Source organism: Nitrobacter vulgaris (genome assembly GCF_002028545.1).
In the GTDB taxonomy this organism is placed as follows: Bacteria; Pseudomonadota; Alphaproteobacteria; order Rhizobiales; family Xanthobacteraceae; genus Nitrobacter; species Nitrobacter vulgaris.
In genome coordinates this window covers 66,967-82,885 of record NZ_MWPQ01000044.1, presented here as the reverse complement: position 1 = coordinate 82,885, position 15,919 = coordinate 66,967, and the positions used below count along the sequence as shown (strand labels likewise).

General features: G+C 61.2%; 16 protein-coding genes. 3 read left to right on the top strand and 13 right to left on the bottom strand.

Going from position 1 to position 15,919, the window contains the following annotated elements; all coding sequences use genetic code 11:
- Positions 1-15: 15 nt before the first annotated feature.
- The 13 genes from B2M20_RS12025 to B2M20_RS11965 all read right to left on the bottom strand — a co-directional run bounded on the left by B2M20_RS12025 (position 16) and on the right by B2M20_RS11965 (position 10,943).
- Positions 16-1,278 carry a multidrug effflux MFS transporter gene (locus B2M20_RS12025; RefSeq protein ID WP_079447281.1) on the bottom strand — a complete coding sequence of 421 codons (1,263 nt, stop codon included), beginning with the start codon at positions 1,276-1,278 and terminating at the stop codon, positions 16-18.
- Between the two features lie 117 nt (positions 1,279-1,395).
- Positions 1,396-2,031 (bottom strand): pyroglutamyl-peptidase I, encoded by a 636-nt coding sequence (locus B2M20_RS12020; protein ID WP_079447280.1) that lies wholly within the window; start codon positions 2,029-2,031, stop codon positions 1,396-1,398.
- 55 nt (positions 2,032-2,086) lie between these two features.
- Positions 2,087-3,067, bottom strand: coding sequence for a methylmalonyl Co-A mutase-associated GTPase MeaB (gene meaB / locus B2M20_RS12015; protein WP_079447279.1), 981 nt, complete (start codon positions 3,065-3,067; stop codon positions 2,087-2,089).
- 58 nt (positions 3,068-3,125) lie between these two features.
- Positions 3,126-3,476 carry a HepT-like ribonuclease domain-containing protein gene (locus B2M20_RS12010; RefSeq protein WP_079447278.1) on the bottom strand — a complete coding sequence of 117 codons (351 nt, stop codon included), beginning with the start codon at positions 3,474-3,476 and terminating at the stop codon, positions 3,126-3,128.
- Positions 3,469-3,774: a nucleotidyltransferase family protein gene (locus B2M20_RS12005; RefSeq protein ID WP_079447277.1), complete on the bottom strand. Its 306-nt coding sequence runs from the start codon at positions 3,772-3,774 to the stop codon at positions 3,469-3,471. The genes B2M20_RS12010 and B2M20_RS12005 overlap by 8 nt, the downstream gene beginning before the upstream one ends.
- Before the next feature lie 37 nt (positions 3,775-3,811).
- A complete protein-coding gene (gene scpA, locus B2M20_RS12000; RefSeq protein ID WP_079447344.1) occupies positions 3,812-5,977 on the bottom strand; it encodes a methylmalonyl-CoA mutase in 2,166 nt (721 codons plus the stop codon).
- Positions 5,978-5,983: 6 nt separating this feature from the next.
- Complete coding sequence (locus tag B2M20_RS11995) at positions 5,984-6,448, bottom strand: GFA family protein (RefSeq protein ID WP_079447276.1); 465 nt, start codon at positions 6,446-6,448, stop codon at positions 5,984-5,986.
- A complete protein-coding gene (locus B2M20_RS11990; protein ID WP_079447275.1) occupies positions 6,433-8,337 on the bottom strand; it encodes a methylmalonyl-CoA mutase family protein in 1,905 nt (634 codons plus the stop codon). The genes B2M20_RS11995 and B2M20_RS11990 overlap by 16 nt, the downstream gene beginning before the upstream one ends.
- Before the next feature lie 150 nt (positions 8,338-8,487).
- A complete protein-coding gene (folK, locus tag B2M20_RS11985) occupies positions 8,488-8,979 on the bottom strand; it encodes a 2-amino-4-hydroxy-6-hydroxymethyldihydropteridine diphosphokinase (protein ID WP_079447274.1) in 492 nt (163 codons plus the stop codon).
- Between the two features lie 8 nt (positions 8,980-8,987).
- Positions 8,988-9,353, bottom strand: a complete 366-nt coding sequence (gene folB / locus B2M20_RS11980) for a dihydroneopterin aldolase (RefSeq protein WP_079447273.1) — start codon at positions 9,351-9,353, stop codon at positions 8,988-8,990.
- Positions 9,350-10,207: a dihydropteroate synthase gene (gene folP / locus B2M20_RS11975; protein WP_420799314.1), complete on the bottom strand. Its 858-nt coding sequence runs from the start codon at positions 10,205-10,207 to the stop codon at positions 9,350-9,352. The genes folB and folP overlap by 4 nt, the downstream gene beginning before the upstream one ends.
- Before the next feature lie 101 nt (positions 10,208-10,308).
- On the bottom strand, positions 10,309-10,716 hold the full coding sequence (locus B2M20_RS11970) for a DUF4332 domain-containing protein (RefSeq protein ID WP_079447272.1): 408 nt from the start codon (positions 10,714-10,716) through the stop codon (positions 10,309-10,311).
- Positions 10,713-10,943: a hypothetical protein gene (locus B2M20_RS11965; protein ID WP_079447271.1), complete on the bottom strand. Its 231-nt coding sequence runs from the start codon at positions 10,941-10,943 to the stop codon at positions 10,713-10,715. Before B2M20_RS11965 ends, B2M20_RS11970 begins: the two co-directional genes overlap by 4 nt.
- A 313-nt stretch (positions 10,944-11,256) precedes the next feature.
- On the opposite strand from B2M20_RS11965, the gene B2M20_RS11960 reads away from it, so the two are divergent.
- The 3 genes from B2M20_RS11960 (at position 11,257) to B2M20_RS11950 (ending at position 15,683) form a co-directional block, all read left to right on the top strand.
- Complete coding sequence (locus B2M20_RS11960) at positions 11,257-12,822, top strand: helicase HerA-like C-terminal domain-containing protein (protein WP_079447342.1); 1,566 nt, start codon at positions 11,257-11,259, stop codon at positions 12,820-12,822.
- Positions 12,823-12,944: 122 nt separating this feature from the next.
- On the top strand, positions 12,945-14,252 hold the full coding sequence (locus B2M20_RS11955) for a glycosyltransferase family 87 protein (protein WP_079447341.1): 1,308 nt from the start codon (positions 12,945-12,947) through the stop codon (positions 14,250-14,252).
- A gap of 24 nt (positions 14,253-14,276) precedes the next feature.
- Positions 14,277-15,683: a M20/M25/M40 family metallo-hydrolase gene (locus B2M20_RS11950; RefSeq protein WP_079447270.1), complete on the top strand. Its 1,407-nt coding sequence runs from the start codon at positions 14,277-14,279 to the stop codon at positions 15,681-15,683.
- Positions 15,684-15,919 lie beyond the last annotated feature (236 nt).

Below are 15,919 nucleotides of genomic sequence, written 5' to 3'. Positions count from 1 at the left end.
TTGTTGGCGACAGGGTTAATGCGGCGGCGTCGGGACCATTGGATTGTGCGGCACGAACAATCGTCCGCGCTCGACGACGACGACCACGACGAAAGCGGCGATTGTGCAAAGGAAAGCGCCGGTCGCGAACGGCAGCATGGTGCCGTTGAAATCCTGCCCGATCAGGGCGCCGACGCCGCTGCCTAACAACGTTGTGATCGAGCCGAACAGGGATGATGCGGTTCCCGCGATATGGCCTTGCGGTTCCATCGCGAGCGCGGTGAAGTTCGAGAACATCAGCCCGAAAGCAAACATCGTGCCGATCGCGAACATCATATAGATCGGAAACGACAGCCAGCCCTGCCACGCGGTGAGCAGCGTCAGCGCTGCGATCACCACCGATCCCGTCAGAGCGCCGTGCGAGATCACCCGCATGCCGAACCGGCCGACAATGCGCGCGTTCAGGAAACCCGCCGCGGCAAGGCCGGTGGCGATGGCGGCGAAGGCGAGCGGAAAAGAGTCGCCGAGGCCGTAGATTCCGGTGAAGATCTGCTGTGAGCAGAACACATAGGCGAACAACACGCTCTGGATGCCGCCGGCGGCGAGTGCATATCCAATGGTCTGCCGGTTGGTGACAGTCTGGCGGAATGCGTCGAACACGCTTGCAGCGGTCAGCGGCTTGCGTCCCGCGGCCGGCAGGGTCTCCGGCAATCGGATTGCGCACCACGCCAGGGCGAGCAAACCGTAGGCGGTCAGCACCACGAAGATGCCGCGCCACTCTGCGAACAGCAGAATCGCTTGACCGAGTGACGGCGCAAGGATGGGCACCGAGATGAAAATCATCATCGCCAGCGACATCACGCTCGCCATGCGCCGTCCAGCGTAGCAGTCGCGCACGATCGAGGTGGCGATGACGCGGGCGGCCGAACTTCCAACCCCCTGCAGCACCCGCGCCAGCAGCATCATTTCAAACGAGGATGCGATCACCGACAACAGGCCCGCGGCGCTGTAGAGCAGCATTCCACCGATCAGGATCGGACGGCGGCCGAACCGGTCAGACAGCGGCCCCATGATGAACTGGCCTGCGCCGAAGCCGGCCAGATACACCGAGATCACGGCCTGGACGTGGTTGGGATTGGTGATCCCATAGGCATTGCCGACGTCCGGCATCGCCGGCAACATCATGTCTGTCGCAATTGGGTTGAGCGCCATGATGCAGGCGACGAGGGCGACAAACTCAGGAAACCCTCTCGGCTGATGGGCTTGTGATACCCACCCGTCCATATCGGTGTCGGTCATCGATTTGTCTCGGGAGATCGGTAAGCAGCCATATCGATACCGCTGTTGCGCTGCACAATGCCCGTTTCGGACATGGCTGTCCATCGCCGAACGCGGGGGACCATGAGTTTTCGAGGTTTACGCGCGGCGTAACTCCTTCACTAGCTCCAGCAATATAGCCTCGCCGGCATCGGCCAGATGCTCCAGCGTCATGCCGCCGGGGACGCGAGCCGAGCCGTCGCGCCTCAGCGGTGGAACATGAATGAACGCAGCGAGGCGCGGTCCCGTTTGATGATCGGCGGCCTCGATGGCGCGCCAGCAGAGGTAATTGCAAACATAGCTGCCGGCATCGCGCGAGGCGCGGGCGTCGATGCCGGTCAGGCGTGCCGCGCGCAGCAGCCTGAAAACATGCGGTCCGAACGCACGCGCATTCGCCGTGCCTGCGATCGAGCCCTTACGAACCCGCGCTCCGCGCCGGTCCGGCCAGATCGTCGTTATCGCGTTTCGCGCGCGGGTTTCGATCCGCAGCCAGGGTGTGCGCGCCGCAAGGCCGAACATCAAGAGCGCGTGCGGACGATGCGTTGCAAGAAGCTGCGGCAGTTCAAGATCCACCGTGGCGTACGCGACATCGAAGATGTGGGTCGTGATCGTGACGTCGCTCAGCGCGGGTCGACGCAGCTTTGCGAGTCGTTCGACCAGCGGTGGGGTTGGGTTGAACGGCGCGCCAGGAAACGGGCCGAAGCCGGTGATGAGGATGCGGAGACCTTTGCTCATTCCAAACTGGGTCCATTTGCTCTTTTCCCTCTTCCCTGCGGGAGAGGATAATCCGTCATCTCAGCAGTTCCGCGATCTGACTCGCCCCCAGTCCCGGCGTGAGACGACCTTCGGCGACCGCGGTCTCGGTCGCCTTCACTTTTGCGCGGATCGAAGGATCGTTGCGCAGGCGCGCTGTCATGCGATCCTCGAACATCGACCACATCCACTTCACCTGTTGCAGGCTGCGCCGCTGCGTGAACTCGCCGGACGCGTTCATCGCGGCGCGGTGCTCGACGATTGTCTGCCACAGCTCCGGGATGCCTGATCCGGTCAGCCCCGAGTACGTCACGACCGGCGGAGACCAATGCTGCGAGCGGGGCGCGAGAATTTTTAGCGCGGAACGGTAGGACGCGGCCGCGGCATTGGCGCGCGGCAGATTATCGCCGTCGGCCTTGTTGATCGCGATCATATCGGCGAGCTCGACAATGCCCTTCTTGATGCCTTGCAATTCGTCGCCGGCGCCGGGCAGCATCAAAGCGAGGAAGAAATCCGTCATGTCGTACACGGCGGTTTCGGACTGTCCGATTCCCACCGTCTCCACCAGGATCACGTCGAAGCCCGCCGCTTCGCACAAAAGCATCGCTTCGCGCGTCCTCGCCGCAACACCCCCTAGCGTTCCCGCGGCAGGCGAGGGCCGGATGTAGGCCGCCTCGCATGCTGCCAGTCGCGCCATCCGTGTCTTGTCGCCCAAAATCGAGCCCCCGCTGCGCACCGAGGACGGATCAACCGCCAGCACCGCGATCCGGTGGCCACGCGTGATCAGGTCCATGCCGAGCGCGTCGATGGTGGTGGATTTGCCGACGCCGGGTGAGCCAGTGATGCCGACGCGAATGGCATTGCCGGTCGCTGGCAGAAGTTCCTGCACCAGTTCGCGCGCGGTGGCCTTGTGATCGGCGCGGCGGCTTTCGATCAGGGTGATGCCGCGCGCCAGCGCTGCGCGATTGCCGGCGCGGATGTTGGCAGCGAGGAGCTCGGGATTTCCGGCTACGTTCATCCCGCGAGTCTATTCGCGCGGTATGAAGCGATTGGGAATGCGTCGGTGCGGCAACATTTCAAACATCCGGTTTCGCACGATGGAGGAGAAAATCCACTACGCGCTCCAACGGATCAAGATCGTCTGTGTAAATCGCCCATAAAACGTCGAGGTCTATTCGATGATAGACATGGCGGATAAAGTTGCCGAGATCAGCAACTTGCCGCCACGGAATATCCTGGTGTTCACTCTTCCAGTTTTCGGGAATGTGACGCGATGCCTCGCTGAGTATTTCAAGGAATCGTTCGAATGCTGCACGTGTTGCCATATCTGTGGCGACAGCTTCGGGAGTCTTGTCGATTAACAGCTTCCTGATTTCCAGAATTGCATTCTTCATATCCATCAGGCGCCAATAAGTCCGGTCAGTCATTGAATACCTCAATGATTTCCGGTCGAATGGTATTTGCCAGTCCGGGCTCTAAGCTGCGCCGCATAAACATATTTGCGGAGAGGCCGAGTTCGTCGCCGATGATATGCGATATACCGACAAGATCGATTAACGAAAACTTCGTCTCGGGTTTGATATCGACGAGAACGTCAAGATCGCTATCGGGTCTGGGGTTGCCTCGTGCACGTGAACCGAAGATCGCTAGGCGGCTTATCCCACGCTCCCGGAGCCGTGGTTGAAGCCTTCTTAGGCTAAGGATAATTTCTTCGCGATCGATCATTCCACTCGTTTATCACGATTCCGTTGAATCGTCTCCTTCACTCCGTCGCCGCGCTATGGCCGAGCCGCGCGGTGAGCTTGCGGATCAGGTCTTCGGCGGCGTCCGCGATCACCGTTCCGGGAGGGAAGATAGCCTCCGCGCCGGCCTGGTAGAGCGCATCGTAATCCTGCGGCGGCACCACGCCCCCGATGATGATCATGATGTCGTCGCGGCCCTGCTTTTTCAGTGCGGCCTTCAATTCCGGAACTGTCGTCAAGTGAGCGGCAGCGAGCGAGGACACGCCGAGAATGTGCACGTCGTTTTCGACCGCCTGCCGCGCGGCTTCTTCCGCTGTCGCAAACAACGGTCCGATATCGACGTCGAAGCCGATGTCGGCGAACGCGGAAGCGATTATTTTCTGGCCGCGATCGTGGCCGTCCTGGCCGATCTTGGCGACGAGGATGCGCGGGCGGCGTCCCTCGGCCTCATTGAAGGCGTTGATGAGCGCCTGCACCTTTGAAACCTTGTCGGACATGGCGGCAGCCTCGCGCTTGTAGACCCCGGTGATGGACCGGATTTCGGCGCGATGCCGGCCGAACACCTTCTCCATCGCGTCGGAAATTTCGCCGACGGTTGCCTTGGCGCGCGCCGCGTCGATGGCGAGCGCCAGCAGGTTGCCGTTGCCTTCGCCGGCCGAGCGCGTCAGCGCCGCGAGCGCGGCATCGACATCCTCCTGCCTGCGCTCGCTGCGCAACCGTTTCAGCTTCTCGATCTGCAAGCCCCGCACCGTCGAGTTGTCGATCCTGAGCACGTCGATTGGCGTCTCGTGTTCGGGCTTGTACTTGTTGACGCCAATCACGACCTGCTTTCCGGTATCGATTCTGGCTTGCGTCCTGGCGGCCGCTTCCTCGATGCGTAGCTTTGGCACGCCGGCCTCTATCGCCTTTGCCATGCCGCCGAGTTCCTCGACTTCGCGAATGTGGCCCCAGGCCTTCATTGCAAGATCATGCGTGAGCCGTTCGACGTAATACGAGCCGCCCCAGGGATCGACGATGCGCGTGGTGCCGCTCTCCTGCTGCAGGAAAAGCTGGGTGTTGCGGGCGATGCGCGCGGAGAAGTCGGTTGGCAGGGCCAGGGCTTCGTCGAGTGCGTTGGTGTGCAGCGATTGGGTATGACCTTGCGTCGCCGCCATTGCTTCGACCGCGGTGCGGATCACGTTGTTGAAGACGTCCTGCGCGGTCAGCGACCAGCCGGAGGTCTGGCAATGGGTGCGCAAGGAGAGCGAGCGCGCATCTTTCGGATTGAACGGCTTCATGAGCTTGGCCCACAACAGCCGCGCGGCGCGCATCTTGGCGACTTCCATGAAGAAGTTCATGCCGGTCGCCCAGAAGAACGACAGCCGCGGCGCGAACCGGTCGATGTCCAGGCCGGCCTTGAGGCCCGCACGGACATACTCGACGCCGTCGGCGAGCGTATAGGCGAGTTCGAGGTCTTGCGTAGCGCCTGCTTCCTGCATGTGGTAGCCGGAGACCGAAATCGAATTGTACTTCGGCATCTTTTTTGAAGCGTAGGCGAAGATGTCGGAGACGATCCGCATCGAAGGCGCGGGCGGATAGATATAGGTGTTGCGCACCATGAATTCTTTGAGGATGTCGTTCTGAATGGTGCCCGAGAGTTTTTCCGCCGGCACGCCCTGTTCTTCGGCAGCTACAACGAACAGCGCGAGAATCGGCAGCACCGCGCCGTTCATGGTCATCGACACGCTTATCCGGTCGAGCGGGATGCCGGCGAATAGCGTGCGCATGTCGTAGATGGAATCGATCGCCACGCCCGCCATGCCGACGTCACCCGAAACGCGTGGATGATCCGAGTCGTAGCCGCGGTGGGTGGCGAGGTCGAAGGCAACCGACAGTCCCTTCTGACCGGCGGCGAGGTTGCGGCGATAGAAGGCATTGGAGTCCTCGGCCGTCGAGAAGCCGGCATACTGCCTGATGGTCCAGGGCTGGTTGACGTACATAGTCGGGTAGGGACCACGTAAGTAAGGCGCGATGCCGGGCCATGTGTCGAGAAAGTCGATACCGACAAGATCGGCTTCGCTGTAGCTCGGTTTGACCGGGATGCCTTCTGGGGTCGGCCAGAATTCCGGAGATGGTTCGGCGCTGCCGGCTGCGGGAGGCGCGACCGGCTCGAACGCGACATCGGCAAAATTGGGGATGCGGGTCATCATTATTCAGTCTTGGTCCGGATGTTGGTGGCTGATGATGGTCGCCATCTTTTCCGGTCCGTAATTTTCGGTCGTGGTATGGCTCGGCAGGTTGACGATGGTCGCAATCCAGCCGAGCCGGGACTCCGTTCCGTATTGCCCGGTTGGCATCAGCAGGTCGGGCCGGTCGAATGCGCCGGTCATGATCTCGATGCAGGGACCGCCGATGCGGCTGAAACCCAACGGTGTGCCGCAGGCGGCGCAGAAAGCACGCTCCGCGATGGAGGATGATCGAAACGTCGCCGGCGTACTCTTGGTCCAGCGAAAGTTCTCGCGCGGGATCTCGGCAAAAGACGCAAATGGCGCGCCGGCAGCTTTCTGGCACATGCGGCAGTGACAAATGCTGATGCGCACCGGGGGTGCCGTCAGCGCGAAGCGGATGGCGCCACACTGGCATCCGCCGGTCTGTGACGGTTTCATCTTCTCGGCCATGATCGCTCCAGTCGCTGCCAGACGTCGTTCAGCGCCGCCAACGCATTGGTCCCCGCGAAGATGAAATCGAACGCGCCTGCCTGGCGCAAGGCGGGTTCCAGCTCGTTTGGTTGCCCCGCCAGATAGATATGGCTTGCACCTGCGGCATGAAAGGCCTGCACCGCGAGAGCAGCCTGTTCAGCATAGACCTGATCCGAGGAGCACAGGCAGACCATTTGGGCTCCAGACACCTTGAAGGCTTCGGCGAGCGGATCTTTTGCGTTCCCTCCGTTACCCGCCAACCCTGAATCGACCGCCTCGATGCCGCCGGCCTCGAAGAAGCTCCGGGCGAATGTCGCGCGGGCGGCAAAGTCGGCAGGGGCGCCGAGAGTGGCGAGGAAGATTTTTGGCCGCGCGCCGGTGGCCCTGAACCAATCATCGGAACGGTCGCGCAGCTTTTCGAAGGGGGCAGCGAGCCGTATTGGCGCAAGCGCCTCGAAGATGATCTCTGCATCGGCGTAAGGCTCGGGCGTGACCGGCCTGAGGTCGAGCACGTCGGCCGGCTTCTCATGCAGGTTAGGAAATTCGCTGGTGCCGGTGAGCACGTCGCGCCGTTTTGCGACGTTCATTTCGCGTGCAGCGCGCGTCATGGCAACGCTGCGCTGGATCAGGTTCTGTTCGAGTGCGGCGAAACCTCCGCCGGCTTTCTCAATGTCCTGAAACAGCGCCCAGCTCTTCTGACAAAGCTGCTGCGTCAAGGCTTCGATGCCGCCCGAGCCTGCCGCCGAATCTGCGACTTTGGCGAGGCTAGCTTCCTCCAGCAGGATGAGTTGCGTGTTTCGCGCTATGCGTCGCGCGAAGTCGTCGGGTAAGCCGAGTGCCTGCGTATGCGGAAGCACGCAGACGCTGTCGGCGCCGCCGAGACCCGCCGAAAATGTTGCGACCGTGGCACGCAGCATATTCACGTAAGGGTCGCGCCGGGTCAGCATCCGCCATGCGGTTTCAGCGGCGATGAGCAAGGGCTTTGGCATGAGACCGCAAGCCTGCTCGACCCGCGCCCACAACAGCCGCAGCGCGCGGAATTTGGCCAGGGTCAGGAGCTGGTCGGCATCGGCGCTGAGCCGCGCGTAGATCAGGCAGCGCGCCTCATCGAGGGCAATGCCGGCGCTTTCAAGAGCCCGAAGATAGGCCACCGCCGCCGCCAGGACGAAGGCAAGCTCCTGAGCTTCCGATCCGCCGGCGTCGTGGATCGCACGGCCATCGGCGACAAAGAATGGCCCCTTGAAGCCCCTGTCGGCGAGCACCTTAGCGGCATCCGTCACCGCCGGAACGATCTCAACCCACGCGCCCGTGCTCGATCCGGATGTCGCGCAGGCGCCGAGCGGATCGAAACCAAAGCGGATATCGCAAGTGGTCGGACTAATTCCCTTCGATCCGATGTAGTCGGCGATTTGGAATGCGACCGCGCGCGATTGCGGGCCGATCTGCAACTCCATGGAGATGCCTGCATCGAGAAAAACACCGTCCAGCACTTTGGCAACGGCTTCTGCGGTCGGCGGCAGTCCGAAGCCACGCGCGCCGTTGGCGCCCGCGAACACCAGCGTCAGGCCGCCAGCGCCGTTGTCGAGGTCATGCAGCGCCTGTGCGTTGGCCTGTGCGGGATCGGGATGATCGATCCGCTGCATGATCTGCCATGGTGCCGCCGCCGCGCGGCCGCCAATCGCGGACGCGCCTTTCGCCCGGGTATAGATCGGTTCGATCCTGAGACCGTCATAGGTCTTTCCAACCAGCTTCTCGAAGGGGGGGCCCTTCAGCACGTCATCGACCAGCTTGCGCCAGTCGGCTGCTATAGCCGGCGCGAAATCGGCTGCCAGCGGCGGATTCATAAACTCGTCGGAAGCAGCGGGCATTCGTGCGCTCGTTTCCGGGAAATCTACAGCGTTTTCGAGCGAAGTGGATACCGGTTCGCGTGAAGAAACGCCTCAATCAGAAGCGAAAATGCTCCGGGTTTTCAAAATGCCACGCGGCGGCTGACAAGCCAAACGGTCGTTGCGGATCGGTCAGTGGAGGTCGGGGAGGCGCTCGATTCCGGCGGTGGAGATGTTGGCCAGCGCCTTGGCCGCCGTTCGCCCTGCAATCACGCGGTCCGGCGCGATTTCCGCCAGCGGAACCAGAACGAACGCGCGTTCGAACAGGCGGGGATGTGGCAGCGTCAGTTCCGGTTTGTCGAGGACAGCGTCGTCATAGGCGATCAGATCGAGATCCAGCGTGCGCGGTCCCCAGCGCTTTTCGGTGCCGCGGTCGCGACCGAATTTCTTCTCGATCTTGTGCAGCGTGAACAGCAGCGCGTGCGGGTCGAGGCGGGTGTCGATCTCGATGCAGGCGTTGACGAAGCGAGCCTGGTTCTCGTCGCCCCATGGCGGCGTGGTGTAGTCGGACGAACGGGCAAGAAGTTCGGCCTGCGCCATGCCGCAGATGTTGGCGATAGCCTTGCGAAAAGTCTGCCGCACGTCTCCGACGTTTCCCCCGAGTGCGATCAGGACGCTGGCCATCGCGACAGCTATTCCCTGCTGCGGGTGAGCGAAATGCCGACGTCGTCGAAAATCGCCGGGATCGGCGCGTGCGGCTTGTGCACGGTGATTTTGATCGTGATCACGCGCGGAAAAGTAGCCAGAACCGCATCGGCAACAGCCCCTGCGGCACGTTCGAGCAGCTTGTAGTTGGCATCCTTGAACGCGGCGCTGGCTGTCGCCACCACGCCGGCATAGGACACCGTATCGGCGAGACGATCAGTGTGGGAGGATTCGGAAAGGTCAGTCGATAGTTCGATGTCCATCACGAAGCGCTGGCCGACTTCGGTCTCGTGCTCCATGACGCCGTGCTGCGCGTGAATTACGAGGCCGCGGATAAAGATCGTGTCGGTCATGGTCCGGTCATCCCGACTGTTGTGGACTCGATGGCGTGCGCCACCCGCAGCGCCTGCACCGTGTCCGCCACGTCATGTGTGCGGATGATGCGCGCGCCGCTTCTTGCCGCGATCAGATGCGCAGCGAGCGAGCCGCCTAGCCGTTCCTGCGGCTCTGACTGCACTACCGTGTTGATGAAGCGCTTACGGGACGCGCCCACGAGAATCGGAAATCCGAGTGTCTGCAATTCATTGAGCCGGGCCAGCACGACCATGCTCTGTTCCGGCGTTTTGCCGAATCCGATACCCGGATCGAGGACGATGTGACCGGCAGGTATGCCGGCTTTCGCCGCGATCTTCAGCGATCGTTCGAAGAACTCGACGATGTCCCGCATGATGTCGAGCGTATCGTCGGGCTTGTCCCGGTTATGCATGACAATGACGGGCGCATTGTGCGCCGCCACCACGCGGGCCATGTCCGGATCGCGCTGTAATCCCCAGACGTCGTTGGCGATTGCGACCCCGTTCTCAAGCGCCCACTCGACAATCGAGGACTTCATGCTGTCGATGGATATGGGGGCTCCAAGCGCGACCACTGCCGCGAGCACCGGCTTCAGCCGCCGCATCTCCTCATCGTGCGAGACCGGCTGAGATCCGTAGGGGCGGGTGGATTCCGCGCCGATATCGATGATGTCGGCCCCTTCCGCGATCATGCGGCGCGCCTGCGCCAAGGCCCGGTCGGGCGTCATGAACTGACCACCGTCGGAAAATGAGTCGGGGGTGATGTTCAGGACTCCCATGACCGCCGGATACGGCCGCGACAGCAGCGCTTCGAGCGTGGGATGACGCGTCTCGTCCGCCACAGGTCTGGACATGGTATCTGCCGACGTCATGCGGTGGCTTTGCGCGGTCCAGCACATGCTGTCAAGGCTCGAAAAGCCCATTCAGAGGGTCGGGCCGTGCAGCAGCGGGCGGCTTAATAGGTGATCTTGAGTGGAAGCTTCCGCGCTTGCGCAATCAGCGTGCCGATCGACTTCTCCGAAGGAAGAACGCTGACAAGTCTGCGCTTGGTATTCACATCTTTCATGGCTTGAGCCAGACGGGCCGGGTTACGATGCGTCAATTCACGCACGGTGGTAACGCCCGCCGCGCGCAGCAGCTTGGTCTTCCCGTTGCCCATCCCCGGAATGCGCATGTAGTCGGCAAGATTGGCCCACTCCAGGAGTTGCTGTTCGCTGATGCCGGTCTTGGCGGAAAGCGCCTTGCGGCCTTTCGGCGTGCGCGCCGCCTCGAGATAAGCATCGGTTGTTCTAATGCCGATAGATCTCAGCTTTTTGGCGTCGGGGGCGCTCAGCCCTTCGAGCTTGGAGATTGGATATGTCATGACGTTCGGCGGTCTAGCGATGCGTATTGAGGACCGGCGAACGCCGAGCGGCCTATCCAGTTACGGGAAACCGCAATCGAGCTTTTCGTGTCGGTTTTCGTACCGATCACTGATAGAACCTTGTCGCCAGCACCTTCTTTGCTGCGAAAGTCCGGGATCGCGCCGACGACTGCTCCCGCGACAGCGGTGCCAACTGTCGCGGCACGCCGCTCCACCAGTTCGTTCATGGTACCCCGCCTCCACCGGTTGCTCGCCGGCTCGTTATTTATGTTTTCATCTTGATACCCTCGGGATGCGAAAGACAAGTCAGCAGGCAGAACAAACGCTCGTTGACCTGCAATCGCACGACGAGTGTTGCCGAGATGCAAGACCTGTGTACTCGATTATGCCGAAAACATCGCGGTCGCCGGTCATTTGCGAGTTAGAAAGCTTCTGCTCCGTTAGAAGATTTCGAGCGCCGCGTTGGGGTTCGCCGGTTTCAATCGGCGCGGAACTTGAAGTAGAATGATGGATCGACGACGGGATCACGAAGAGGCGCTCATGGCGAAGACCGCGACCGGGATCGGCGATACCGATCAAGGTATCTTCATCGGCAAAGGTGAGCAGCCGGTGTGGCTGACGCTGGGCCTCGCCAACCGACACGGTCTTGTCACCGGCGCCACTGGAACTGGAAAAACCGTGTCGCTCCAGGTGATGGCGGAAGGATTTTCTCGCGCGGGTGTGCCGGTATTCGTCGCCGATATCAAAGGCGATCTGTCCGGCATTTCAGAGCCTGGCGCAGCCAAGGACTTCATACTCGAGCGCGCCAGGACGATGGGCCTTGGGTTCCAGCCTGATCAGTTCTCGACAATTTTCTGGGATGTTTTCGGTGAGCAGGGCCATCCGGTACGCTCCACCGTGTCGGAAATGGGTCCGTTGCTGTTGTCCCGCATGATGGATTTGAGCGAGGCTCAGGAGGGCGTGCTCAACATCGCCTTTCGAGTAGCAGACGAACAGGGGCTGCTTCTGCTCGATATGAAGGATCTTCGTGCCATCCTTTCCTTCATTGCCGAACATGCGGCAGAATTGACGACGCAGTACGGCAATGTGTCGAAGCAAAGTGTGGGAGCCATCCAGCGCCAGCTTCTGGTGCTCGAAAATCAAGGCGGCGACAAATTTTTCGGTGAGCCGGCATTGGATTTGAACGATTTCATGCGCACCGATCGCGACGGCCGCGGCATGGTCAACATCCTGGTCGCCGACAAGCTGATGCAGAGCCCGCGGCTTTATGCGACGTTTCTGTTGTGGATGTTGTCGGAGCTGTTCGAACAGTTGCCAGAGGTCGGCGATCCGCCAAAACCGAAGCTTGTGTTCTTCTTCGACGAAGCCCACCTTCTGTTCAACGATGCGCCCAAAGCGTTGATGGATAAGATCGAGCAAGTGGTGCGGCTGATCCGCTCCAAGGGCGTCGGGGTTTATTTCGTCACTCAAAATCCGATCGATGTCCCGGACAAGGTGCTGGCCCAATTAGGAAACAGGGTTCAGCACGCGCTGCGCGCATTCACGCCCCGCGACCAGAAGGCCGTCGCGGCCGCGGCGCAGACGTTCCGGCCAAATCCGAAGCTGAACACGGCGCAGGTCATTACCGAACTCGGCAAGGGCGAGGCTCTGGTGTCGTGCCTTGAAGGCAACGGAACGCCGGCTATGGTCGAGCGTGTGATGGTACGGCCGCCGTCTGCGAGGATCGGCCCGATCACTCCTGAGGAACGTAAAGCGATCATTGCCGGCAGCCCGGTAAAGGGAAAGTACGACACCGCGATCGATTCCGAATCGGCTTACGAGATGCTTCAGAAGCGGGTCGAGGGCACCGCGGCGACCGGCGCTGAGTCGAACGGCGGAGTTCTTGATCAGATCGGATCGATCGTCGGCAGCGTATTCGGGACCAACACGCCCCGCGGCAGATTGTCGACCGGGCAGGTGATCGCGCGCAGCGTCACCCGCTCCGTCACCAACAAGGTTGTCGGGGGGGTCGTCGCTGATATCGGCAAGTCGCTCGGCGGCTCGCTTGGCGGTTCGGTCGGTCGTGCGCTGGTGCGTGGCGCGCTCGGGGGGCTGCTGCGGCGTTGATCGCCCAGGCTGCTGTTTGGCTTTATGGTTGCGTCTTGGCAGAAGTGCGAGACAGTTTGCAGCCGGAAGCGCATCTGATAACGCAGTGCGCGCGGACGATGCCGCCGCGTGACAACGGAAAAATGCTCGTGCTGAGATGGCCATCGCTCCGGCGCCCGCTGGATGTCCTGTTTCTCGTGGCCTGCATCCTGCTGACTGCCGATGTTCTTGTCCCGGAAATCTGGGGACACGGCAAAACCAAGGATTATCCGTTGTGGTACTGGGCCGGGCAGCAGATCCTGCACGGCGGCGATCTGTATCCGCAAGGGCCGAGCGAAGGCTTCGCCTTCCTTTACCCGCCATTGTCCGCCATTCTGCTTGCCATACCGAGCGCCTTCGGAAAGATTCCGCTGTATCTTGGACTGTGCCTTCTCAATGCCGCCGCATGGTGGATGACGGCGCAACTTTCCAACGTCATGACAGGGTCGGGCACGACGCCTCGCCCTTGGCTTGAGGCTTTGCCGGGCATTGTGACGATCCCCTTCGTCTTCGATATGTTCGATCTCGGGCAGCCCAACCTCGTTCTTCTCGCGATGATGCTGTTCGGATTCTGGTGTCTGTGGCAGGGACGCGGGTGGCTGTCGGGAAGCATGTTTGCGCTCGCGGCGGCTATCAAGGTCTTTCCCGTCGCCGTGCTGCCGTATCTGCTTTGGCGCCGCCATTGGACGAGCGCGATAAGCATGGTCGCGTTCCTGGGCGTTTTGCTGTTTCTGGTGCCGGCTCCGATCCGTGGCTTCGACCGTAATGTTTCTGAGCTGACCACGTGGTACCGCGGAATGATCGGATCGAATTCGGAGCATGGGTTCGGGCAGCGTGACGCCCAGAACTGGTCCTGGGTCAATCAGTCGATCATCGCCGTTACGCATCGGCTTGTGCGTCCGGTCAATTATAACCAGATCGATCCAGCTAAACCCGCGCAATACATGAACGTGGCCAATGTCGATTACAAGACGGCGAACGGGATCGTGCTGGCTGTCTTCGCCGCGATAGGGCTGGGCTTTATCGCCATCATTCCGGCGCGCGCGAAAATGACGCAGCGATCGATCGCCGAGGAGGTCGGGATTCTGTTCTGCCTGATGACGCTCGCATCGCCGCTGGCGCGTCAGTATTACTTCGTTTGGCTGTTCTTTCCATTAACGATTCTGTTTCATCGTGCCGCGCTCGATTTTCGGCCAAAGGCGCGGGCGATCTCGCGTCTGGCGCTCGGCGCATCGTTTGCGCTGATGGCGCTGTCGCTGCCCGTGTTTCCGAAAATTCTTCAAGCCGCCGGAAACAACCTTGCGGCGACGTTCGTACTGATCGCCGCATTGGCGTGGCACATCCGTCACCCGTCATTGGCGAGTGGTCCGCATTCGGTCGCTTCGCCAGAAAAAATTCAAACGGTCGTTTAACCCGCAACTCAGGGGACAACAAAAATGTCCGGCACGTCGCAACTGCAAGCCATCGTCGATCACATCGACGCCGATTTCGACAACAGCCTGAACCGGCTGTTCGCGCTGCTCCGCATCAAATCGATCTCAGCCGATCCGGCATTTGCCGGCGATTGCAAGGCCGCGGCCGATCATCTCGCAGCCGATATCGCGACACTGAAATTTTCCGCGGAGGTCCGCCCGACGGCTGGCCATCCCGCGATCGTCGCCAAGAGCAACGGCAATACCGGGTCGCGGCCGCATGTCCTGTTCTACGGCCACTACGACGTTCAGCCGGTCGATCCGCTGAATTTGTGGCATCGCCCGCCATTCGAACCAGTCGTCACGAGCCATGCGGATGGCCGCAAGATTATTGTGGCGCGCGGCGCGGAAGACGACAAAGGTCAGTTGATGACGTTCGTCGAGGCTTGTCGCGCCTGGATGTCGGTGACCGGTTCGTTGCCGCTCGACGTCACGATTTTGATCGAAGGTGAGGAGGAGGTTGGCTCGAAAAACTTCGTGCCTTTTCTCGAACAGAACAAGAAGGACCTTGCCGCGGACTTCGCGCTCGTTTGCGATACCGGCATGTGGGACCCCGACACGCCGGCGATCACGACGTCGCTGCGCGGTTTGGTCTATGAGGAAGTGGTCATCAAGGCCGCGAACCGCGACCTGCATTCCGGCCTTTTCGGCGGCGGCGCTCAAAACCCGATCCGGGTTCTGACCCGAATCCTTGGCGGCCTTCATGACGATGACGGCCGCATTACAATTCCCGGTTTCTACGATGGCGTGAAGGATTTGCCGTCCGACATCCGCGCTCAGTGGGCTCAGCTCGATCTGACGCCGGATCGATTTTTGAAGCCGATCGGACTCTCGATTCCTGCCGGTGAAAAGGATCGTCTGTTGATCGAGCAGGTCGTGTCGCGACCGACCTGCGACATCAACGGAATTGTCGGCGGCTACACGGGAGAAGGGTCCAAGACGGTGATTCCGGCACAGGCGTCGGCGAAAATTTCGTTCCGTCTCGTCGAGGGTCAGGAGCCCAAAAAAATACGTGACGCTTTCCGTGCGTTTGTGAAGGAGCGCGTACCGGCGGACTGCTCGGTCGAGTTTCTCGATCATGCCGGCGCGCCCGCGATTGCGCTCGACTGGAACATGAAGCCGCTCGCGGCCGCGAAGCAGGCGCTGACCGATGAATGGAATAAGGAGGCGCTGCTGATCGGCTGCGGCGCGTCAATTCCGATCGTTGCCGATTTCAAGACCTCACTGGGTCTCGACACGGTGCTGGTCGGTTTCGGTCTCGAGGACGACAACATCCATTCGCCCAACGAGAAATACGACCTGAAAAGTTTTCACAAAGGTATCCGGTCGTGGGCGCGGATTCTTGCTGCGCTTGCGGAAGCGCCGCGCTGAAGCCAGCTTCGGGCTTCATGTGCAAACGCCGCCCGGAATTGGGCGGCGTTGGATTGACGTGTAGAGGATGGTAACTAAGCCTTACACCAAATCCGACGTCAGACAAGTTCGAACAGACCTGCTGTCCTGATCGCTGCTTCTAGCGTTCTTCTGCCGCTGAATTGAACCATTCCCGTCGTTTGCAGTTGACCTCATCGCCATCGTGTTGTCGGTAATGGGGACCGAATTGGCGGGCG

Bases quoted from the DNA above. Each gene is read 5' to 3' on its own strand.
- B2M20_RS12025 (WP_079447281.1), bottom strand. From the start codon at position 1,278: ATGACCGACACCGATATGGACGGGTGGGTATCACAAGCCCATCAGCCG.
- B2M20_RS12020 (WP_079447280.1), bottom strand. From the start codon at position 2,031: ATGAGCAAAGGTCTCCGCATCCTCATCACCGGCTTCGGCCCGTTTCCT.
- meaB (WP_079447279.1), bottom strand. From the start codon at position 3,067: ATGAACGTAGCCGGAAATCCCGAGCTCCTCGCTGCCAACATCCGCGCC.
- B2M20_RS12010 (WP_079447278.1), bottom strand. From the start codon at position 3,476: ATGACTGACCGGACTTATTGGCGCCTGATGGATATGAAGAATGCAATT.
- B2M20_RS12005 (WP_079447277.1), bottom strand. From the start codon at position 3,774: ATGATCGATCGCGAAGAAATTATCCTTAGCCTAAGAAGGCTTCAACCA.
- scpA (WP_079447344.1), bottom strand. From the start codon at position 5,977: ATGACCCGCATCCCCAATTTTGCCGATGTCGCGTTCGAGCCGGTCGCG.
- B2M20_RS11995 (WP_079447276.1), bottom strand. From the start codon at position 6,448: ATGGCCGAGAAGATGAAACCGTCACAGACCGGCGGATGCCAGTGTGGC.
- B2M20_RS11990 (WP_079447275.1), bottom strand. From the start codon at position 8,337: ATGCCCGCTGCTTCCGACGAGTTTATGAATCCGCCGCTGGCAGCCGAT.
- folK (WP_079447274.1), bottom strand. From the start codon at position 8,979: ATGGCCAGCGTCCTGATCGCACTCGGGGGAAACGTCGGAGACGTGCGG.
- folB (WP_079447273.1), bottom strand. From the start codon at position 9,353: ATGACCGACACGATCTTTATCCGCGGCCTCGTAATTCACGCGCAGCAC.
- folP (WP_420799314.1), bottom strand. From the start codon at position 10,207: ATGTCCAGACCTGTGGCGGACGAGACGCGTCATCCCACGCTCGAAGCG.
- B2M20_RS11970 (WP_079447272.1), bottom strand. From the start codon at position 10,716: ATGACATATCCAATCTCCAAGCTCGAAGGGCTGAGCGCCCCCGACGCC.
- B2M20_RS11965 (WP_079447271.1), bottom strand. From the start codon at position 10,943: ATGAACGAACTGGTGGAGCGGCGTGCCGCGACAGTTGGCACCGCTGTC.
- B2M20_RS11960 (WP_079447342.1), top strand. From the start codon at position 11,257: ATGGCGAAGACCGCGACCGGGATCGGCGATACCGATCAAGGTATCTTC.
- B2M20_RS11955 (WP_079447341.1), top strand. From the start codon at position 12,945: ATGCTCGTGCTGAGATGGCCATCGCTCCGGCGCCCGCTGGATGTCCTG.
- B2M20_RS11950 (WP_079447270.1), top strand. From the start codon at position 14,277: ATGTCCGGCACGTCGCAACTGCAAGCCATCGTCGATCACATCGACGCC.